Source organism: Thiomicrospira sp. ALE5, assembly GCF_900112445.1.
In the GTDB taxonomy this organism is placed as follows: Bacteria; Pseudomonadota; Gammaproteobacteria; order Thiomicrospirales; family Thiomicrospiraceae; genus Thiomicrospira.
Genome location: NZ_FOYY01000005.1, coordinates 76523 through 98478, shown reverse-complemented (window position 1 = coordinate 98478; position 21956 = coordinate 76523). Strand labels below are relative to the sequence as shown.

Genomic DNA, 21956 nt, shown 5'->3' with positions numbered 1-21956 from the left:
TTATTTTACTCGCTTCATCAGGGCCTGTGTTGAGGCATCAAATGACTCAACTGATTCATTATCAACCAAACAGGCATAGGCCTCTTTGGCAATTAATTTACCTAACTCAACTCCCCATTGATCAAACGGATTAATTTCCCAGATAACAGATTCAACATAGGTTTTGTGCTCGTACAAAGCAACTAACATACCTAAGGTCTTCGCCGACAGGTTTTTTAACATAATAGTATTTGAGGGCTGATTACCCGCATAGTGTTTAAACGGGCTGTCAAAACTTGACTTTAAGGATTCAGGGATAGCCGCATCCCCTAGCATCAGAACTCTAGATTGAGCAAAACAGTTAGCTAATGCCAGATGATGCTGCTTAAGCAGCGAAGCATCCTTTTCTGCACCCGAGTGTAATTCAAAATCATCACGCTCAACTGGCACAATAAAGTCACTCATAACCCCCTGGGTACCTTGATGCAAAAGTTGGTAAAAGGCATGCTGCGCGTTGGGCCCAACCTCGCCCCATAAAATGGGACAGGTTTTATAACTGACTTTTTCACCCGCACGATTAACAGCTTTACCATTACTCTCCATTACCAGCTGCTCGAAATAGGATGGCAGGTATTTCAGTCGCGCATCATAGGGCAAGATCGCTTTAGCCTGAATATTTAAAAAGTTAATATTCCATACATCAATCAAACCCATAATCACGGGAATATTTTGCGCTAATGGCGCCCTAGCAAAATGCTCATCCATCACATTAGCGCCATCAAGCATTTGATAAAAGCCCTTCATCCCCACTTTCAACGCAATTGGAAAGCCAATCGCAGACCACATGGAGTAGCGCCCCCCTACCCAATCCCAAAACAGTAACTGGTTTTCCTCAGGAATACCCCACTCAGCCATTTTGTCAGGTCGGGTCGATACACCAATGAAATGTTGCGCCATAAGTGTTTGAGGACGCTCAATACGCTCTTCAAGCCAATCCTTTGCGGTTTCAGCATTTGACAACGTATCAATAGTCGTAAAAGATTTTGATGCGAGTACAAAAAGCGTTGTTTCTTGATTCAGCGTTTTAAGCAGATTTGAGGTCTGTGTGCCGTCAATAGATGAAATAAAGTGCAGTCTCACTGGGGACTTTTGCACTTGCAGTGCATGCGTAATCATTAGCGGCCCTAAATCAGAACCTCCTACGCCAATATTGACTACATCCGTAATAGGTTTGCCGCTATAACCACGCCAATGGCCTGCTCGAATCTTGCTAACAATTTTGGCCATTTTGGCAAACTGAAATTCAACATCTGGCTGCACTTCCGCAGCAAAACCGGAGACATTAGCGGCATTTAAACTTCGCAATGCAGTATGGAGCGCAGGTCGCCCTTCCGTATCATTAACCTCGTCGCCCGTCAGCAAACGCTTAATCCAGCCGGACAGGTCTTGCTGCTCAGCCAGTGCTAGCAGGCCTGCTATAACCTGGTCGTCAATTCGATTTTTAGAAAAATCTAAATAAAGCTCATCAAGTTCTATAGCGTAACGTTTGGCACGATCTGGGTCGGCAGCAAACCAATCCTGCAAGTGTTTTTCTGCAACTCCTGATTCTGCCAGAACTTTAAGTGCCTGCCATGCTGCTGATTGATTGACTGCCATATTTCACCCTTTGGTAAATATTAATATTACTTAAATGCTGCTAGATCCAACTGCTCAAGATAAGACTTAAACGATTGCCCTAACAATGTATCACGCAATGCATACTCCACATTAGCCTGCAAAAACCCTTGCTTATCACCACAATCATAACTTTTCCCCCCTTTGAACTCATAACCAAACATGACTTCTTCATTAAGCAAATGTGCCATGGCATCAGTTAATTGAATTTCCCCACCCACACCAGGCTGCGTTGTCTTTAGCAACTGCATAAGTCGTGGCGTAAAAATATAACGCCCAACTACTGATAGGTTAGAGGGCGCTTCACCGAGCTTTGGTTTCTCAACTAACTGATTAATCCGCAAATCGGGGTCTTGAACGCCGGCAATACCATACTTGTGAACCTGATCATCCGGTACTTGCTCAAGGGCAATCACGCTAGTGTGCACCCGCGCATAACTTTGTGCCATCTGCGCTAAACATCCTTTCTTTGGATGATACATGAGTACATCAGGCAGAAGCACGGCAAAGGGTTCGTCTTGTGCAATAATATGACTTGCACACAAAATAGCATGCCCCAAACCCAATGCCTCTGGCTGTCTAACACTAATAATATTAATACCTTTTGGCGTAATTTTATTAATGGCTTCAATGCGGTCGTGTTTAGCAGACTCGAGTAACTTTGCCTCTAGCTCATAGTGGGTATCAAAGTGATTTTCTATGGCATTTTTGCTCGAATGCGTTACCAAAATAATATCAGTAATGCCTGCCTCTGCAGCTTCATGCACAATATATTGAATGAGTGGCTTATCCACCACGGTAAGCATTTCTTTGGGTATGGCCTTAGTTGCTGGCAAAAAGCGCGTGCCCAAACCTGCAACAGGGATGATGGCCTTAGTAAGTTTTTTATACATAGCTATTTATTCCAATTTTTCATTCATCAAATTTATCTAATTAAGTAGCCCTGTGCCGACTAATTCTAAATTCCATTAAAGGCTGCTCAGCAAGCAAATCAAAATCAAGCCCAAGCTTGTTACAAAAAACAGGAAAATCCTTTAATGCACCTGGATCATCAACCGAAACATGAAACTCCACTTCATCAGCGTATTCGACTAGGGCTTTCTTAAATTTAATTAATGGCAAGGGACACTTTAGTCCGATTAAATTCACTTTTTGCATGTAAGCATCCTCAATTATGACTCTATAATAACGGATAGATAAAATTTTTAAATGAGCAGCTATGCAAAAACTTCGTCAACTTGGTCTTTTAATGATTTTTTGGCTGATTACTGCTAGTTCAACTTCAGCTACTCAATACAACTTACCAGATTTGGGTTCTCCAGGCCTAGTGCTGTATGATAAAAGTATGGAGTCAGAGCTTGGTCGTGCATTTATGACGGCACTTCACACTGACTTTACTATGATTGACGATCCATTCGTTGTTGAATATGTTCGTCAAATAGGTAGTCGATTAACCAGCCACCTCGCAGACGGGCGTCAATATCATTTCTTTATAATCGACAGGCCTGAGATTAATGCCTTTGCTGGGCCTGATGGCATTATCGGCATAAACCGCGGGCTTATTTTGGCTGCAACAAGCGAAGATGCCTTAGCCTCAGTTATCGCACATGAAATAGCACATATTACTCAAGAGCATTTGTCACGCCGTTTTGAACAATTTGAGCAGGGTAACATTACCAGCTTCGCCTCTTTGCTAGCTGCAATTTTGATTGGCACCCTAGATCCCTCAGCGGGAATTGCCACCTTTATTGGGGGAAACAGTTTAGCAATTCAAAACCAACTTAGATTCTCCAGAATCCACGAACATGAAGCTGACAGCGTTGGCATTAAGCTCTTGGCTCAAGCTGGTTACAACCCCAGAGCCATGGCACAATTCTTTGACCAACTACACCAACAGCATAATCATTCAAGTAGACCACCCGAAGTCCTGCTAACGCATCCAGTGACTGAAAGAAGAACTGCACTTGCGCTAGCAAGAGCAGAACAACAGAAGACAACCCAAGAAAGATATCTAGACCTAAAACTTATCCAAGCTAGGCTAACAGATCAACGTATCCCCCTCGAGCAATTAAATGAAAAAGAACATGAAGCCTTTCATTGCTATAAAAACTACTTAAATCTCACGAACACACCAGACAATGCCGCTGAAATTAAATCTTGCCTAATTCAGGCAACCAAAAATCAACCCGGCAACAGACTACTTGAAATAGCACTAGCCGATATTAAAGACAGGTCTTCAAACAGCGTCTCAAACCTGTTGCAACTAAAGGATCTATACCCACAAGATAATGCACTAGCACACCAGATCGCCCACCAGTATCAACACCGCAATGATATAGGTTCAGCTATAGCAATTCTCAAGCACCAAGCGACAATCACACCCACGAAAATTGAACTCTATCAACAGATTAGCGAGCTTTATTTGCAAAAAAACGACATTGCGAATGCACTATATTTTCAAGCTTTAAGAGCCAACGAAATAGGCAACATTCGACAGTTTAAACACCTATTAAAGGAAGCAAGAAAACATGCCAGCGAAACGCCTACTTTATTAAAAAAAATCAACAACTTATTACAAGAAAATAACTAATTGCTACAACAAGTTCATACCGAACCAACAGCCAAACACATAGAAATAATCTTTTTAGCTATTAAATAAAACTATAGCCAAAGGCACCAAAAACACTTGCTTTTGCCCTTTAACTCCGTAAGCTTATACAACAAGAGCGAAGTTCAATATCCAGCTCAGACAATGAACCCCAAAATACACAAAAACCTGGGGTCTTATAGAGGCACTTTAGGAGGAGAGAATGAGTCAATCTAGATTAAAGAGTGTATTAGGCACCCTCGCTGTATCAGCAATGTTAGCAACCCCAATGGCTGTGACTGCTGGTGAAATTTCGGAAGAAGAAATGCAACAGCGCATTGCCCAAGGTAAAGAACTTGCTTGGAATCGTGCTCAAGGCAACTGTCTTGCCTGCCACATGATGCCAGAAGGAACTTCTCCTGGTAATATCGGGCCTGCGTTAATTGCGATGCAATTGCGCTACCCAGATCGTCAAAAACTTTTTGACAAGCTGTGGGGCGTAGAAGAAACTGAAGTTAAATACAGCATGATGCCATTATTCGGTCGTCATGGTATATTGAGCGATGAGGAAATTAACCTCATTGTAGACTACCTATACACACTATAATATTTATCTAACTTAGGAGTTAAAATAATTATGAAACGTAGATCATTTTTGAAAGCTACATTAGCTACTGGTGCTGCTTCTGTTGCAGTAAGTGCTGGCCTACTAACCCCTAGCAAAGTATTAGCTAGCTGGAATAAGCAAGCTTTTGAAGCAAGTACTGTTGACGCAGCTCTTAATGGTGTGTTTGGTAGCGCTAATGCTGCATCATCTGATGATGTAAAACTAACTGCTCCTGCTATTGCTGAAAACGGTGCGGTAACACCTATCACAGTAGATGCTTCTGGTATTGATGGTGTTGAGTCAATCGTAATCATTGCTACTGACAACCCAAACCCACTAGTATGTGAATACAAGTTCCATGGTGCGGCACAAGGCTTTGTTTCAACTCGTATCCGTATGGGTAGTACCCAAACTGTAATGGGCATTGCTAAAGTTGGCGATAACTTATTGAAAGCAGAACAAGAAGTTCGTGTAACCATTGGTGGTTGTGGCGGTTAATCCCTGCACTTTTGAACTAATTAAAACTTTAACAAAATTTAAAGAAAAGGAATAATCGATGTCTATCAATATCAGAACTCGTGGACAAGTACGTGGTGGCGTTGCTGAAATTAAATCTTTAATTCGTCATCCGATGGAATCTGGTGCTCGTATGGACCAATCAACAGGTAAGCCATTTCCAATGAAATTAATTCAAAATGTTGATGTATCTGTAAATGGTAATCGCGTTGTAGATGCACAGTGGTCAGCTAACGTCTCTACTAACCCTTACATGCACGTTAACGTTGCTGCTAATTCAGGTGATGAAGTGACAATCAACGTTGTTGATAACACTGGCGATAAAGGTTCTGACACCTTTACCCTACGTTAATAAGCGACTACAGCGGGGCTTGCCCCGCTTTTTAAGCTTAAAATAATAAAAACCATAAAAACAATTAAAGCTCTTTTGTGGAGGATTCAAAATGAAGAAGACACTTTCAAGTGCTATAGCCATTGCCATAGCCACCTCATTTGGAAGTCAAGCTATCGCAGTTGAGCATAATGCTGTAGCTGAACAAAGTCGCACTGACTTAATTAATTACTTCCAAAATAAGCACCCGAACAGACCTTTTGCAGATTACATAAATGGTATCTACGGGTATGATGAAGACCGTAGAATGCAATGGCAGGCTGAAGAAGAATTTCCTCAGTATGAAGAATTCGTAGAACGCGGTGAAGAACTATTTAATCGTGATTTAAATGCTTACATGGGCTGTATGGTTGGTTCAGACAGAGGTGTTGCACACATTCGTCCAAGTTACCCCTACTTCAATGAGCAGACACAACAAGTTGTTACGCTTGAAGGTGATATTAACCGCTGCCGTACCGAGGCGGGTTTAAAACCTTTTGCTTGGAAACGTGGTGATATTGCCCATGTCGGTGCATTTCTAGGTTATGAAGCACGTGGTCAAAAGATTAATGTCGTAATCGATTCACCCGGTGCTGCCGCAGCCTTTGCCGCAGGTGAACGTGAGTTCGCTGAACCTCGTGGTCAGCTTGGTCTTGCTTGTGCGAGCTGTCACGTATATAACGCATCGCGTCAAGCACGCTCAGATATTCTTTCACCTGTACTTGGTCATGTTTCTCACTTCCCTGTTTGGCGTGGTAAATGGGCACGTGCATCAGGTGATGGATTAGGTACCTTACACCGTCGCTATGAGGGTTGTCACAAAAACATGCGCCACACTGCCTATGAAGTTCAAGGCGAAGAGTATCGTAACCTTGAATTCTGGCATGCTTATATTTCTAATGGGCTAGAAATTAACGCACCAAGCTATCGTCAGTAATTTGTTGGCACAATAAAAAACCCGGAATTTCCGGGTTTTTATCATCACTCCACTCTATAATTAATCTAATTGAGCATTTGCTCACCTTCATGCAACCAATCAAAACCCTGTCTAACCCACTTTTCAATTGCCAATAGCAACTCTGGATCATTTAAACCCAGCTTTTGTGCAATCTGAAACACTTTCTGCTGCTCTTCCGGACCAAAATGACCATCTTTATAAGATAGCTTAATTAATTCCTGAAGCACGATTACCTTTGACTGCTTAGTATCAATTACCGCAATCACATCATCTAGTGAGTTAGCACGACTATTCTCTAAATCTAATTTAAGGCCGTAGGTTTGACTTAGATTGTTCAGATACTGAAGCTCCTCCTCAGATACGTCATTGTCGACCCCAGCCAAAACAACAGCCAAATCCAGTAACGCTTGTTGCTGAGTAGGATTAAGTCGATCTACAAACATAACGTCACTCCTATTTTTCGATTTGCTCAACACGACGAACCGCACCAAATGCAGCACTTGTAGTCATCGCAGCATAGGCACGCAATGCCGCTGAAACACGACGCTCTCTTAGGTGCTCTGGCTTCCATGCCTTATCACCTTTCGCCAACATTTTTTGACGTCGTTGTGACAGTTCATAGTCACTCACTTTAACGTTAATTGACCGGTTTGGTATATCAATTTCAATAATATCACCCTCTTCAACCAAGCCAATATTGCCACCCTCAGCGGCTTCTGGTGAAGCGTGGCCAATTGATAACCCCGATGTACCACCTGAAAAACGCCCATCTGTCAACAAGGCGCAGTATTTGCCTAAGCCTTTTGATTTAAGATAACTGGTGGGATAAAGCATTTCTTGCATACCTGGTCCACCTTTTGGGCCCTCATAACGAATCAACACCACATCGCCTTTCTGAATTTCATCACCCAAAATAGCCGCGACGGCTGCATCTTGACTTTCATAGATTCGCGCTGGACCACTGAACACACGGATAGTCGAGGTTGGCACACTGGTGGTATATTCAAGCTGTTCGACTTCAAGCATACTTTCGTCTATGCCAGCCGTTTTAACAATACAGCCATCTTGAGCAATATTACCAAACAATACTGCTAAACCACCGTCCTGCGTATAGGCATGCTCAACTGATCGAATACAGCCATTTTCATAATCTGTATCCAGTGTTTTCCAACGCTTTTCCTGGCTAAAGGCCTGCGTGGTTCTAACATTACCCGGTGCCGCCATGTAAAACTTCTGCACAGCTTCCGATGGATTACGGCGGATATCCCATAGTTCAAGTGCCGCACCCAGTGTGGACGCATGCACAGTATAGGTATCAGGATCTAGCAGCCCACCACGGTCTAGTTCACCTAACAAGCGCATAATACCGCCCGCTCGGTGCACATCTTCCATATGATAAATTTTTGAATTAGGGGCAACTTTCGATAAACAAGGGACTTTACGTGACATCGCATCAATGTCGGCCATCGTAAATTCAACGCCTGCCTCATGTGCAACAGCTAATAAGTGTAACACCGTATTAGTTGACCCACCCATTGCCACATCTAATGCTACGGCATTCTGAAATGCACTAAAGGTAGCAATAGAGCGTGGCAACACCTTGTCATTATCTTGCTCATAATACTCTTTAGCGATTTCGACAATACGGCGACCTGCTTCTTCAAACAAATGCTTACGATCAGCGTGGGTGGCCAGTACTGACCCATTACCAGGTAAAGCCATACCCAAGGCTTCAGCAAGACAGTTCATCGAATTAGCGGTAAACATGCCCGAGCAAGAACCACAGGTCGGACAAGCCGAAACCTCAACAGATTCTACTTCGTCATCGGTAACCTTATCATCAGCGGCCATCACCATCGCATCAACTAGATCTAGCTTAATTGTTTGACCACCTATCACCGTTTTACCCGACTCCATAGGTCCACCAGAAACAAATATCGTTGGAATATTTAATCGCATTGCGGCCATCAACATACCGGGGGTGATTTTGTCACAGTTAGAAATACAAATTAACGCATCTGCACAATGCGCATTAACCATGTATTCCACTGAATCGGCTATCACCTCACGAGATGGTAATGAGTACAACATACCGTCGTGACCCATAGCAATCCCATCATCGACTGCAATCGTATTAAACTCTTTTGCCACGCCACCCGACTGTTCAATAACACCTGCCACAAGCTGACCTAGATCTTTTAGATGCACATGGCCCGGCACAAATTGGGTAAATGAGTTAGCAATCGCAATAATCGGTTTACCAAAATCTTCTGTATTCATCCCGGTAGCACGCCATAACGCACGCGCGCCGGCCATGTTGCGGCCGTGAGTACTGGTTCTTGAACGATATGCTGGCATAGTTTCTCCTTAAACAAACGCTTAGATAATCAAACTTTTAGTTATTGCTTTGCTATACTTAAAAAAGTCTGTAGTTGTTAAAAATATTTTTAACATTTTCTCATAATTACGAAACCTCATGAAACAATCTGAACTTGATTTTCTCAACAACCTTCGCCAAGCCTCCGACTATGTTGCTCAACATCGCGGTAAAGTGTGCGTGGTATATTTGCCCGGCGAATTGCTAGAGCATCGCGAGCAATTACAGGAATTTGCTGAAGATATTTCGCACCTTAATGCACTGGGCTTACGTCTTATTATCGTAATGGGCGCCACCCTACAAATTAATCAGGCACTTGAACAGGCTGGCATTGAATGGTCAACCCATCATCAAATTCGCATTACCTCACCTGACATGCTCCCTGTTTTACAACGCACCATTGGTGAAGTGCGCAGTATGTTAGAAGCGGCCTTTAGTCGCCAACAGACCCATCATCCATTCCCACTGACCCTCTGCTCAGGTAACTGGGTCATTGCCAAACCAAGAGGTGTCATTGATGGCGTTGACTACCAACATACCGGTTTAATTCGTAAGGTTAATCAAACCGCATTGCAAGCCGTGTTAGATTCAAACCAAATTGCACTACTTACGCCTTTAGCCTACTCGCTGACCGGTGAAGTGTTTAACCTCAACACCCTTGAGCAGGCCTGCTGGGTTGCGAGTAAAATCCACGCAGACAAACTAATGGTGTTTACTTCAAGCGATCAAATGAGTGGCCTGCCCAAGCAGCTCAGTCTTAATCAATTGACTCATTGGCCCGCACAAAATGCCGACCAAGCCGATCTCATTCAATGCCTTGCGAACAATGCACAAGAAGTTAAACGTATTCACCTACTTAATGAGTCAGATCCCACCAGTTTGTTAATTGAATTATTTAGCCGCGACGGTATTGGCTCATTGGTTTTCACCGATCGCTACCACCAGATTCGTCAAGCATGTATCGAGGATGTGAGTGGGATTATTGATTTAATTTCGCCCTTGGAGCAGAAAGGTATGCTCGTAAAACGTTCCAGAGAGCGCCTTGAACTTGAAATCAACCAGTTTTTTGTTATTGAACGTGATAGCCACATTTTAGGCTGTGCCGCGCTTTATCCTCACCCCAATGCACAGGCCGAGCTCGCCTGTCTCGCCATTGACCCTAGCTATCAAGGCCAGGGCTTGGGTGAAGAATTGATTACCTACCTTGTTCACAAGGCCAAGGAGCAGGACATCAAACAACTATTCTTGCTTACTACGCACACCTATCATTGGTTTATTGAACAAGGCTTTGTATTAGCGGCCTTGGACGATCTTCCACTCCAAAAACAACAGCTATATAACTTTCAACGCCAATCTAAAGTACTTATTAAAGCCCTAACATGACCCACTTCGAACCTAAATCCAACCAAACAGCTGCCCATGTGACAAAAATCAAAGATCGTTTCCGAGGTTTTTTACCTGTTGTGGTTGATGTTGAAACAGCCGGTTTCGACCCAGGCAGTCATGCGCTGTTACAGGTTGCCGTGCTATTGCTAGATATGAATGAGCAGGGTGAACTGATTAATGGGTCACTGTTCCAAGAGAATATCTTACCCTTTGAGGGCTCAAAACTAGATCAAAGTGCCCTAAAGTTTAATGGCATTGAGGATCCTTACCATCCGTTTCGAGATGCTAAGTCCGAGCGGACAGCGCTTGAAAATTTATTCCAACCAATCAATAGCGCCATTAAGGCCAGTGGCTGCACTCGCGCGATTTTAGTGGGCCATAATGCCATGTTTGATTTGAATTTTATAAAACATGCCGCAGAGCGGAATAAAATGAAATCACCTTTTCACCAATTTAGTACCTTTGACACGGTGTCATTAGCAGGCCTGGTATATGGTGAGACGGTTTTAAGCAAGGCGGTTAAAATGGCCGGCTTTGACTGGGACCATGACAAGGCTCATGAAGCGGCTTATGACACCCTGCAAACAGGGCGTCTATTCTGCCAAATCGTGAATCAATGGAAACTTGACAAGCCAAGTCGTGCTTAAGAATAGCTGATTAAGCTTGGTCGACCTTGGCATTGGCGGCCGCCATGAGCGCTTTTAGCTCGCCAGCCTCAGCTAACTCGAGCGTAATATCGCACCCGCCTTGTAATTCGCCGTCGATGTAAAGCTGTGGAAAGGTTGGCCAATCTTGATATTTAGGCAAAAACTGATAAATCCCTTGGTCTGCTAACACATTTACAAACGCAAACTTTTCACCCGTTTCAACCAAAGCCGCTGCCGTACGACTGGAAAAACCACAGGATGGCATTTGGGGCGTGCCTTTCATATACAACACAACCGGATTGTTTTTAACCTGCTCATCGATTTTTGCGAGCACGCTTTGTTCATCCATTTCAAAACTCATCTTAAACTCCTATTTAATGTCCTAGTAAAATGCTTGGTTATTATACGCCAATTCTTGCGATCACGTTAGTGCGCTAAATTATATGGGTCAACATGGGTTTGCAGCCAAAGTTCTAATAGCGCGCAATGCCAAAGCTTGGACCCTTTAATGGCCGTAAAGTTTTCAGGCGCTTCAGGACTGGCTAACAATCTTGCAATGTAATCCTGATTAAATAAACCGCGCGCTTGTGCTGCGGGGCTCAATAAAATATCCCGCATAAAATCATAAAACTCCCCGCGTACAAATTTAAGCGCTGGCATTGGGAAATACCCTTTGGGTCGATCAATAACCTCGTCAGGAATCAGGCCACGCGCCATCCTTTTTAACAACGTCTTACCGCCATCCGCCAGTTTAAGTTCGGGAGGCGCTTGCATCACCAATTCAACTAAATCCTTATCCAAAAAAGGCACTCTCGCCTCTAAGCCCCACGCCATGGTCATGTTATCAACACGCTTCACCGGGTCATCAACAATTAAGGTCGTGCTATCAAAACGCAACACTTGATCTAAAAAACTATCCGCGCCCGGCTCGGTTAAACACTCTGCGACATATTCACTGGTTACATCATTTAGATGAAAACGCGGATGAACAGTTTGTAACCATTCCTCATGACTGCGATCAAAATAGTAAGGCGCAAATCGCTCTAGCGCCGAGCCTTCTGCCGCCGCCATCTGCGGGTACCAGAAATAGCCGGCAAACACTTCGTCGGCGCCCTGACCTGATAGCACCACCTTGACATCTTGTGACACCTGTTCGGATAACAAATAAAAGGCCACCGCATCCTGGCCCACCATGGGTTCGGACATAGCCGCGATCGCTTCTGGTAAACGAGGCAGTACCTGGCTATTCGGTACAATATATTTATGATGGTCGGTTTGATAACGCGCAACCACTTTATCGGAGTACTCAAACTCAGACCCACGCTCATCAGCGACATCTTCAAAACCAATTGAAAAGGTTTTGATATGGCTCACCCCTGCTTCAGCTAACAATCCGACCAGTAGGCTCGAATCCAGCCCACCAGAAAGCAAAACGCCGACCGGCACATCCGCCGCTGCCATTCGCTTAGCCACCGCTTTTTTTAACGCATCATGCGTAGCGTCTAACCAGGCCTGCTCCGTTTGCGGCTTAGCTGCATCCGTCTCCTCAGGACGCTGGGCTTTGAGCTGCCAGTATTGGCGCACAAAAATTTGACCATCCGGCTGCACCAGCATGTAATGCCCTGGCTGTAATTTTCTAATTCCTTTTAAAATGGTATGCGGTGCCGGAATCACACCATGCAGGGTTAACTGGAAATGCAAACCTACCGGATCAATCTCCATATTGATGCCGCCTGAAGCCAAGAGTGCTTGGGTATTCGACGCAAAACGCACCCCCTGATCAGTCAAAGCATAATAGAGCGGCTTAATCCCAAAGCGGTCACGTGCTAAAAATAATTGTTGCTGATGGTCATCCCAGATAGCAAAAGCAAACATGCCGTCAAGGTAGGTTAAACACTCCGAACCCCACTGACGATAAGCCTTTAGAATCACCTCGGTATCCGAGTCAGACTGAAAGTCATGCCCCAGAATAATCAACTCTGCTCGCAACGCCTTGTAATTATAAATGCAACCATTAAATACCAAGGTTAACTCTTGATCCTGCATAGGCTGCTGCCCTGCTGGACTTAAGTCAATAATGGCTAAACGCGTATGACCCAAGCCCACTTGCTCGTGTGTCCACACCCCTTGTGCATCCGGGCCACGTTTGGCAAGCTGCGCAACCATCTTATTGATTCGTTGCTGATCAGCTTGCTGTCCGTCTCGCCACAAAAACTCACCGCAAATTCCGCACATAAGACTTTCATCCAGTAAAATAGAGTTTTACCATTTTACCGATTACCAAAAATAATGCCATTAATCCATGCCAGTCATATCCTGCTGCCCTCGCGAAAAATTGCAGCACGTCTATACCCCCGCTTAGTTGCGCAAGAGCTGAGCTTTACCGAGGCCGTCATGCGCTATTCAATCTGTGTTAGCAAGGCACATGAAGGGGATTTAGGCTTTATGGCACCAGGCCTGCTTGAGCGAGACTTTGAACATGGGCTATGGGGTGCGCCTGTTGCACGCCCCAGCGAACCCTTTCAATCGTCGTTAGGTTGGCATATCGCTTGGGTTCATCAGAAGGTGTGGCCATGACACCAGGCCTGGTTGTTGCCGTTATCGGCGGGATAGGCTGTGGTAAATCGGCGGCTTGTAGTTACTTTGCTGAGCAAGGCTATCCAGTCATCGATACCGATCAGGTTGCAAAACAGCTCATGCAACCCGGACAGCCAGGATTGAAAGCATTAGTTGCCGATTATGGTCATCGTTTTTTAACCCAACAGGGTGAATTAGATCGCCCAAAACTCGCCGCGGCTTTTTTTAGTGATCAAAAACTGAAACATGACATCGAGCAGATGATACACCCCTTGGTTCGCCAACAAGTTGGCGCTCAAGTCAGCGCACTCAAAACCCAACACAAGTTGATCTTTGTTGCCATCCCAGTGATTAGCCAAGTCATACAACCGGCTTATCAAATCGACCATGTCCTATTAATTGAATGCGACCCTGCTTTACAACGTCAACGCGTTGCAACCCGTGATCAACGCGCCATTGAACAAATCGAACGCATTATCGTGCAACAAGCGGACCCCGCCACACGCCAAGCCTTAGCTGATAGCATTATTGAGAACAATAGTTCGGTCGCAGCATTGCATCAAACTTTGCAGGCTTGGTTAGAATCGGTTACAAAGCCTGGGGCCACAAACCATTAATGGCCGCAATACCTTGTGCACCGGCTGACTTCGCAATCGCGAGGTCATTCAGCGTCATGCCGCCTAGAGCATAAACGGGAATCGGCATGGATTGGGTAAGTTGCGTAAAAGCTGACCAGCCAAGCGCGGGGGTATTAGGATGGGTTTGTGTCGCTTTAACCGGTGATAGCAGCGCAAAATCGGCGACTAACTCAGCCGCCTTGGCAAGCTCCACAGCATTGTGAGCCGATACACCCAACAACTGATCGGTCGCAACATGCCTGCTGGTGCAAGACATTAACTCCGTGGACGATAACTGTAAACCGTCAACTAATGGCATTGCCTCAAACCAGTCAACAGAGGTGTTGACAAGTAGTTTTGCGCCATGACCATGACAATGTTTCGCCATCTCATGAGCAAGCTTACAAAGCGCTGACTTATCCAGATGTTTCGCGCGGAGCTGCACCAACTTAATACCCTGTTTAAGCGCCTGCTCAAGGCGCCCTATCGCATCTTGTTGATCGTGAAAGCCACCGGTAATCATATAGGATGAAGGTAACTGCAGCGCCCGCACAATCCCTTTATTAGCAACCAGCATAGGACGCTGATCCAAATCAGCTAATGGACACCATTCAAACGCATGCCCTTCAGGGGCGGTGAGCTCGCCACTTGCCTGCTCAGTCACATACACATGCAGCTGTACTTGGAGCGAACCCTTGGGTAAATGGTGTGTCCAAGGATAGCTAATTAAGGCTTGCCAATCTTGGGTAATTAAACCGGTTTCTTCCTTAAACTCACGAACCAATGCTTCAACAGGTGTTTCATGGGCTTCTAGCTTACCACCTGGAAACTCCCACTCACCGGCAAAAGATTGACGAGCCAATCGCTGCCCAATCAACACCTGACCATTGCGAATTAAACAGCCGACCGCAACCTCGACAAGGTCTGACATTTAAGAGCGATACTCCGCATTGATTTTAACGTAATCATAGGAGAAATCGCAGGTCCAAACGGTTTCACTATGCTGACCACGATTAAGCTCGATACGTACCGCAATATCTTCCGCTTTCATCACCTGCTGCCCCTGTTCTTCGGTGTAATCGCTGGCACGGCCACCATCACGCACGATACATACGTCACCCAAAAAAATCTGCAATCGATTTATGTCTAAGTTTTTTACGCCCGCACGGCCCACTGCGGCCAAAATACGACCCCAATTTGGATCTGATGCGAACATGGCTGTTTTCACCAACGGAGACAAGGCAACCGCATGGGCGACCTGTAAACACTCTGTTTCAGATTCACCACCATTCACTTCCACACTAATAAACTTAGTTGCCCCCTCACCATCACGCACAATCATCTGCGCAAGCTCGGTCATCACTCGCTCAATCTCTGTCGCAAAGAGCTTATATTGAGGCGAGTTCGCATCGGTCATGGTTGGCATATCGGCCTGTTGGGTGGCCGTTAGCGTACAGGCATCGTTAGTCGAGGTGTCTCCATCCACCGTAATCCGGTTAAATGATTTTTTGACTGCGTGACTTAAGCAGCCCTGCAATAGTTCGGCGGTAATTTTGGCATCAGTGGCCACAAAACCCAACATCGTAGCCATATTAGGATGAATCATCCCCGAGCCTTTAGCCATACCCGTGATGGTTACGTCATGCCCGTCAATGTTAATTACACGACTGACCATTTTAGGCACAATGTCCGTAGTCATGATACCGGCCATAGCATGAGGCCAGTGGTCAATAGCGCGTTCAGCCACAGCCGCAACCAAACCCAATTGAATTTTATTCATCGGCAAGGGTTCGCCAATGACCCCTGTCGAGAAGGGCAAGATTTCTTCCGGCTCGCACCCTAATTCATCAGCCAACCACTGACAGGTTTGCTTAGCATTCACCATTCCCGACTCGCCAGTCGCCGCATTCGCATTACCCGAATTAATTAATAACGCCCGTGGTTGCGCGGCCGCTAAATGGGCTTTCGCGACATGAACTGGTGCAGCACAACAGGCATTGGTGGTAAAGGTTGCGGCGGTCACACTGCCCGGCGCAAACTCCATAACAACCAAATCTGTTTTACCATTTTTTTTAATTTTAGCGGCCGTCGCACCTAAATAAACACCGGCAACTGGATGAATTTCTGGCAACTCGTACGCAAGACCAACAGGCATGATCCACCTCTAAGAATAAAATTAATCTAACTTACCACAACAATGTTTGTATTTTTTGCCTGAACCACAGGAACAAGGATCATTACGCCCAAGCTTAGGGGTTTCACGACGGTAAGTTTGCTCTTTAGCATTATCAGCACCTGCATTATTTGACGTCGCTGCTGATTCAGCCTGAGGTGCCGCAGCGGCCGGATGAGAGGCCTTCGCCTGCTGCATATCTTTTTCTAATTCAGCTTGCTGCTGTTTTTCAAAGGCGGCGACATCTTGTTGACTATGTAACTGCACCAATGACAACATTTTAATCGTTTCTTTTTTCACTTCATTTAGGAAGCCTTGGAATAGCAATGCGGCTTCACGGCGGTACTCTTGGAAAGGGTCACGCTGCGCAAAGCCACGCAGATGAATACCTCGGCGCAAGTAATCCATCTCAGATAAATGTTCACGCCATAATTTATCAATATTGCGCAACAACAACTCTTTTTCAAAATGACCCAAGGTTTTCTCATCAATAATGGCCATTTTTTGATCATAGTGAGACTGTACTTCAGCGACAATTTTTTCACGCAAGGTTTCTTCATACAAGGACGCGTCTGCATCCAACCAAGCCTGCACATCGACCTTGATACCAAAGTTTTCTTCTAGCGCATGATTAAGTTCTGGAATGCGCCACTGCTCATCTAGACTGCCGGGGGCAATAAAGTCATCAATGATCTCATTAACCACGTCTTCACGCATAATCTTAACGGTTTCACGAACTTCTTCGCTTTCCATTAACTCGTTACGCTGCTGATACACCACTTTACGCTGTTCGTTGGATACGTCATCAAATTTCAGTAGGTTGGCGCGTTCATCTTGATGTAAACGTTCGACCTGCTTTTGCGCGCGCTCAATCGAACGACTGACCATCGGATGCTCAATGGCTTCGCCTTCATCCATCCCCAGACGACGCATCATATTTTTCACTTTTTCTGACGCAAAGCGACGCATTAAATCATCGTCCAATGACAAATAAAAGCGCGTACTCCCAGGGTCACCTTGACGACCGGAGCGCCCGCGCAACTGGTTATCAATACGGCGTGATTCATGACGTTCCGAGCCGATCACTTTTAAACCACCCAACTCTAGCACGCGATCATGACGAAGTTGCCAAGCCGCTTTAACTTGCGCTTTCGCCTCTGCATCCGCGTCAGGTCCTAACTCTTCAAGTTCAACATCCAAGCTACCGCCTAAAACAATGTCCGTACCACGCCCCGCCATGTTGGTGGCAATGGTGACCGCACCCGGGCGTCCCGCATTGGCAATAATCTGCGCTTCGCGCTCATGTTGCTTTGCATTTAACACCTCATGTTTAACACCTGATTGTGTAAAAGCGGCCGATAAAAGCTCTGACATTTCTATCGAAGCGGTACCAATTAATACAGGCTGCTCTTTAGCATGCGTTGCTTTAACGTCCTCAACAATCGCTTTAAACTTGGATTGCACATCCAAGAAAACCAAGTCGGTTAAATCATCACGTAGCGGCGTTTTATTAGGGGGAATGACCACAACCTCGAGCTTGTAGGTTGATAGAAATTCGCCTGCTTCGGTATCTGCTGTACCGGTCATACCAGACAATTTTTGATACTGTCTAAAATAGTTTTGGAAGGTAATTGAAGCGAAGGTTTGACTCTCACTTTGAATCTCTAGCCCCTCTTTGGCCTCAACGGCTTGATGCAAGCCCTCGCCCCAACGGCGGCCTATCATCTTCCGACCGGTATGCTCGTCAATAATGACCACTTGACCATCTTCAACAATGTAATCACGGTTACGCTCAAACAACACGTGCGCACGTAACGCCGCATTCACATGAATCATCAAACCAATATTGGTCGCATCATAAAGACTTTCACCGTCTTTAAGCAATTCAACCTCTGCCAAAAGATTTTCAATCTTTTCGTGACCTTGTTCCGTCAAATAGACTTGGCGATTTTTTTCGTCAACGGTGTAGTCACCCGTTGCGGTTTTCTCAATCGGGTCTTCTTCGCCACGTTCAAGATGGGGCATTAATGGGTTGATAGTATGATAGGTTTGCGCTTTATTTTCAGCCGGCCCGGAAATAATTAACGGCGTTCTAGCCTCATCAATTAAAATTGAGTCCACTTCATCGATAATAGCAAATGCTTGACCACGCATGACTCGCTCTTCATTAAAAATAGCCATATTGTCGCGCAGATAATCAAAGCCAAATTCATTATTGGTACCATAGGTAATATCCATAGAGTAAGCCAATTGTTTTTCTTGATGGCTTTGCCCGCTAACAATCACACCCGTAGTTAAACCTAAAAACCCATATAAATGGCTCATCCACTCGGCATCACGTTTAGCCAAATAATCATTTACCGTGATAACGTGAACGCCATTACCCGCTAGACCATTTAAATAGGCGGGTAGGGTTGCAACTAAGGTTTTACCTTCACCCGTGCGCATTTCAGCAATACGGCCATCATTCAGTGCCATACCCCCAATCATTTGCACATCATAATGACGCATACCGAGTACGCGTTTGCCGGCCTCTCTAACCACTGCAAAGGCTTCAGGAAGAATATCGTTAAGGCTTTCGTTAGCCGCAAGACGTGTCTTAAATTCAGCCGTTTTAGCCTGTAATGCTTCGTCAGTTAAACTCGCCAAAGCTTCTTCATGTGCATTTATAAGTGCTACACGTTTTTGATACTGCTTAACCAAGCGCTGATTACGGTTACCTAATAACTTTTGAAAAAATGACATAAACATAGTTGAAGAAATCCAAAGCAAAAAATCGTTTAAAATGTGGCTATTCTAGCATAGCTAAAGTAAACAGGTTGCTGACATCCCATTCACTTATTGATTGAAGACTATTATGGCCAAACACCCACTGAATCAATCCGGGTTATTTAAACTTATTCAAGAAGCGCAACAATATCAAGCACTCTACGAGCATGTGCAGAATCTGCTACCCGAAACCATGCGCCAACACCTCAGCGCAGTAGGCATTGAACATCCTTATTTAGTATTGATTATTGATGAAGCATTATGGGCAAGCAAAATCAGGTTTATAGCGCCTGAATGCTTGGCTCGTATCAATGAACTCTACCCCGGACTTAATCTTATCAACCCAGTAAAAGTGAGATTAAGCCAACATAAAAAATCAACCCACGACCCATTCAAACCCACTAAACAACCTCAACGCCCAGATCAGCAGACAGCAAAAAAAATGCTCGCATTAAGCGAGCAAGTAACATCAGCTAAATTGGCGAGTGCTTTAAGAAGGCTTAGTCGCCGTGCCAACTAACACGCAACATGTGATGGGTTTGTTATAGCAACACCTTAGAACTGTCAAAATTTATCGGCTCAGACTGATCACCAAAGTCGGTTATAAATTCAAACGCATCGTCCTGCTCAAACAGCTTGCGCAATAACTGATTATTCAGCGCATGACCCGATTTAAATGCACTAAACTCGCCTACAATAGCATAGCCAGACATGAATAGATCACCTACTGCATCTAGAATCTTATGTCTTACAAACTCATCTTTGTTACGCAAACCACCCTTATTCATCACTCCATTTTCATCAAGGCCAATAGCGTTTTCTAAACTCGCGCCAAGTGCCAACTTTTTAGCACGTAAGGCTTCGATGTCATTGTAAAAACCAAAGGTACGTGCACGGCTCACTTCTTTAAAATAACTTGTAGATGAAAACTCCAGCGTCATATCCTCAGCCGTTTGCTTAAACGCAGGATGATTAAACTTTATTGCAAAGTTGAGCTTATAGCCTTGATAAGGCTTAAATTCGGCCCAACCACCAAGTTCATTTTCAACACGAATAGGCTGTTTGATAACCAAAAACTTTTTCGGCTTATCTTGTAACTGAATACCTGCTGCCTGAATAAGAAAAATAAAATGCGATGCAGAGCCATCCATAATCGGCACTTCATCCGCATCAATATCGATATATAGATTATCCATTCCAACACCGGCTAGTGCCGACATCAGGTGCTCAATGGTAGCAATTTTCTTATCACCTGAGCGAATCGTGGTACAGAGTGTGGTTTCTGCAACTAAATTGGGCGTAACCTTAAACTCCACTGCAGGGTCGACATCAACACGACGAAAAATGATACCGGTATCAACGGGAGCAGGCCTTAGTGTAATACGAGCCTGATGCCCGGTATGAAGACCAATACCCTTGGCATGAATTGGGTTAGCTAATGTACGTTGCTTCACTCATTAATCCTAAACATTAAAAACTTTTGTTGAACCACTCTTTCATCCGGTTAAGCACAGATACTTGATTGACCTTCAGTGGCGATGCATCTTGGCCTGGTACAAACTGGGTATGTTCGCGCGCATAAATTAACAGCCCTACCGTTGTGGAAAAAGCCGGATCTGTTACTTCATCTTTTAGCCCTTGCAGATCTTGGGGAATACCCAACCTAACTGGCATATTAAATACCTCTTCAGCGAGTTCTACCGCGCCCTCGACCTTAGCACTACCGCCAGTTAACACCACGCCCGCGGCCATCATGCTTTCAAAACCAGAACGTCTTAACTCGGCTTGAATCAGTTGGAAAAGCTCTTCATAACGCGGCTCAACGACTTCTACAAGCGTACGTCGTGACAAACACCTCGCCGGACGATCGCCGACGCTTGGAACTTCTATTTCTTCATCCGTCGCGATCAACTGCGGTAAAGCACACGCATAATTGCGTTTTATTTCTTCTGCTGCAGGTGATGGTGTGCGTAATGCCACGGCAATATCATTAGTTACCTGGTCACCCGCGACGGGGATAACCGCTGTATGCCGAATCGCACCTTGATAAAAAATGGCTATGTCAGTCGTACCACCGCCAATATCGACTAGACAGACCCCTAGTTCTTTCTCATCTTCTGACAAAACTGATTCACTTGAGGCCAACTGTTCAAGAATAATATCGTTAACCTCTAGCCCGCAACGCTCGACACATTTGGTTATGTTTAATGCCGCACTGAGTGAACCGGTTACCATATGAACCTTTGCTTCAAGACGAACACCAGACATACCAATGGGCTCACGAATACCATCTTGATTATCAATCGTATATTCTTGTGGCAAAATATGCAGTACTTTTTGGTCACCGGGAATCGCTTGCGTTCTCGCTGCATCAATCACCCTTAGAATATCGTCGTCAGTCACTTCTTGACTGCGGATTGCGACCATACCCGTTGAGTTAAAACTGTTAATATGGCTGCCCGCAATGCCAACATAGACGGATGATACCTCGTAGCCAGACATACGCTCAGCTTCATCGATTGCACGCTGAATAGAGTCTACAGTAGAGTCAATATTTACAACGACCCCTTTTTTTAAACCTTTGGATGGATAGGTCCCCATACCAATGACTTCGATTTCACTATTTGTTTTAAGCTTGCCAACAATGGCAGCTATTTTTGATGTGCCAATATCTAAGCCAACAACAATATTCGCGGCCGGTTTTTTTCTTGCCATACTT

The 21956-nt window shown here is 44.9% G+C and carries 22 protein-coding genes; 10 read left to right on the top strand and 12 right to left on the bottom strand.

Features of this window, described 5'->3' with window-relative positions; translation table 11 throughout:
* The 3 genes from pgi to BM293_RS09345 are packed head-to-tail and all read right to left on the bottom strand — an operon-like array spanning position 1 to position 2811.
* Positions 1-1635: a glucose-6-phosphate isomerase gene (pgi, locus tag BM293_RS09355; RefSeq protein ID WP_093448812.1), complete on the bottom strand. Its 1635-nt coding sequence runs from the start codon at positions 1633-1635 to the stop codon at positions 1-3.
* 26 nt (positions 1636-1661) lie between these two features.
* Complete coding sequence (gene galU / locus BM293_RS09350; protein ID WP_093448810.1) at positions 1662-2546, bottom strand: UTP--glucose-1-phosphate uridylyltransferase GalU; 885 nt, start codon at positions 2544-2546, stop codon at positions 1662-1664.
* A 40-nt stretch (positions 2547-2586) separates the two neighbouring features.
* Entirely contained in the window at positions 2587-2811 is a 225-nt protein-coding gene (locus BM293_RS09345; RefSeq protein ID WP_093448807.1) for a sulfurtransferase TusA family protein, read from the bottom strand.
* Positions 2812-2872: 61 nt separating this feature from the next.
* Between BM293_RS09345 and BM293_RS09340 the strand changes: the two genes are divergently transcribed.
* The 5 genes from BM293_RS09340 (at position 2873) to soxA (ending at position 6670) form a co-directional block, all read left to right on the top strand.
* A complete protein-coding gene (locus BM293_RS09340; RefSeq protein ID WP_093448804.1) occupies positions 2873-4243 on the top strand; it encodes a M48 family metalloprotease in 1371 nt (456 codons plus the stop codon).
* Positions 4244-4463: 220 nt separating this feature from the next.
* Positions 4464-4847, top strand: a complete 384-nt coding sequence (gene soxX / locus BM293_RS09335; protein WP_093448801.1) for a sulfur oxidation c-type cytochrome SoxX — start codon at positions 4464-4466, stop codon at positions 4845-4847.
* 30 nt (positions 4848-4877) lie between these two features.
* Positions 4878-5345: a thiosulfate oxidation carrier protein SoxY gene (gene soxY, locus BM293_RS09330; protein WP_093448799.1), complete on the top strand. Its 468-nt coding sequence runs from the start codon at positions 4878-4880 to the stop codon at positions 5343-5345.
* A gap of 58 nt (positions 5346-5403) precedes the next feature.
* Positions 5404-5715 (top strand): thiosulfate oxidation carrier complex protein SoxZ, encoded by a 312-nt coding sequence (gene soxZ, locus BM293_RS09325; protein ID WP_093448796.1) that lies wholly within the window; start codon positions 5404-5406, stop codon positions 5713-5715.
* Between the two features lie 91 nt (positions 5716-5806).
* Positions 5807-6670: a sulfur oxidation c-type cytochrome SoxA gene (soxA, locus tag BM293_RS09320; RefSeq protein ID WP_093448793.1), complete on the top strand. Its 864-nt coding sequence runs from the start codon at positions 5807-5809 to the stop codon at positions 6668-6670.
* Positions 6671-6735: 65 nt separating this feature from the next.
* Here the strand turns inward: soxA and BM293_RS09315 are convergent, their stop codons facing one another.
* Complete coding sequence (locus BM293_RS09315; protein ID WP_093448791.1) at positions 6736-7134, bottom strand: type 1 periplasmic-binding domain-containing protein; 399 nt, start codon at positions 7132-7134, stop codon at positions 6736-6738.
* 10 nt (positions 7135-7144) lie between these two features.
* A complete protein-coding gene (gene ilvD / locus BM293_RS09310) occupies positions 7145-9049 on the bottom strand; it encodes a dihydroxy-acid dehydratase (RefSeq protein ID WP_093448788.1) in 1905 nt (634 codons plus the stop codon).
* A gap of 118 nt (positions 9050-9167) precedes the next feature.
* Between ilvD and argA the strand changes: the two genes are divergently transcribed.
* Both argA and rnt read left to right on the top strand, forming a co-directional pair.
* On the top strand, positions 9168-10451 hold the full coding sequence (argA, locus tag BM293_RS09305; RefSeq protein WP_093448785.1) for an amino-acid N-acetyltransferase: 1284 nt from the start codon (positions 9168-9170) through the stop codon (positions 10449-10451).
* The gene (rnt, locus tag BM293_RS09300) at positions 10448-11101 is read left to right on the top strand and encodes a ribonuclease T (protein WP_093448783.1); all 654 of its coding nucleotides are present in this window, start codon (positions 10448-10450) and stop codon (positions 11099-11101) included. The genes argA and rnt overlap by 4 nt, the downstream gene beginning before the upstream one ends.
* 10 nt (positions 11102-11111) lie before the next feature.
* On the opposite strand, the gene grxD is transcribed toward rnt, so the two are convergent.
* Together grxD and BM293_RS09290 are read right to left on the bottom strand one after the other, a co-directional pair.
* Entirely contained in the window at positions 11112-11462 is a 351-nt protein-coding gene (gene grxD, locus BM293_RS09295) for a Grx4 family monothiol glutaredoxin (RefSeq protein WP_093448780.1), read from the bottom strand.
* A gap of 65 nt (positions 11463-11527) precedes the next feature.
* Positions 11528-13336, bottom strand: a complete 1809-nt coding sequence (locus tag BM293_RS09290; RefSeq protein WP_093448778.1) for an N-acetylglutaminylglutamine amidotransferase — start codon at positions 13334-13336, stop codon at positions 11528-11530.
* Positions 13337-13390: 54 nt separating this feature from the next.
* Here BM293_RS09290 and BM293_RS09285 point away from each other — a divergent pair, with 54 nt between their 5' ends.
* On the top strand, positions 13391-13678 hold the full coding sequence (locus tag BM293_RS09285) for a peptidylprolyl isomerase (RefSeq protein WP_093448776.1): 288 nt from the start codon (positions 13391-13393) through the stop codon (positions 13676-13678).
* On the top strand, positions 13651-14295 hold the full coding sequence (coaE, locus tag BM293_RS09280) for a dephospho-CoA kinase (RefSeq protein WP_234968973.1): 645 nt from the start codon (positions 13651-13653) through the stop codon (positions 14293-14295). The genes BM293_RS09285 and coaE overlap by 28 nt, the downstream gene beginning before the upstream one ends.
* Here coaE and BM293_RS09275 read toward each other — a convergent pair.
* From BM293_RS09275 to secA, 3 genes are read right to left on the bottom strand one after another with little or no spacing between them, the layout of a single operon-like run.
* Positions 14267-15226, bottom strand: a complete 960-nt coding sequence (locus tag BM293_RS09275; RefSeq protein WP_093448770.1) for a Nudix family hydrolase — start codon at positions 15224-15226, stop codon at positions 14267-14269. The two genes, coaE and BM293_RS09275, sit on opposite strands and share 29 nt — an antisense overlap.
* Entirely contained in the window at positions 15227-16450 is a 1224-nt protein-coding gene (gene argJ / locus BM293_RS09270; RefSeq protein ID WP_093448767.1) for a bifunctional glutamate N-acetyltransferase/amino-acid acetyltransferase ArgJ, read from the bottom strand.
* A gap of 21 nt (positions 16451-16471) precedes the next feature.
* Complete coding sequence (gene secA, locus BM293_RS09265; RefSeq protein WP_093448764.1) at positions 16472-19219, bottom strand: preprotein translocase subunit SecA; 2748 nt, start codon at positions 19217-19219, stop codon at positions 16472-16474.
* A 106-nt stretch (positions 19220-19325) separates the two neighbouring features.
* On the opposite strand from secA, the gene BM293_RS09260 reads away from it, so the two are divergent.
* A complete protein-coding gene (locus tag BM293_RS09260; protein ID WP_093448761.1) occupies positions 19326-19757 on the top strand; it encodes a DciA family protein in 432 nt (143 codons plus the stop codon).
* A gap of 22 nt (positions 19758-19779) precedes the next feature.
* Here the strand turns inward: BM293_RS09260 and lpxC are convergent, their stop codons facing one another.
* Together lpxC and ftsA are read right to left on the bottom strand one after the other, a co-directional pair.
* Complete coding sequence (lpxC, locus tag BM293_RS09255; RefSeq protein WP_093448758.1) at positions 19780-20691, bottom strand: UDP-3-O-acyl-N-acetylglucosamine deacetylase; 912 nt, start codon at positions 20689-20691, stop codon at positions 19780-19782.
* Positions 20692-20707: 16 nt separating this feature from the next.
* Entirely contained in the window at positions 20708-21952 is a 1245-nt protein-coding gene (gene ftsA / locus BM293_RS09250) for a cell division protein FtsA (protein ID WP_093448756.1), read from the bottom strand.
* Between the last annotated feature and the right edge of the window lie 4 nt (positions 21953-21956).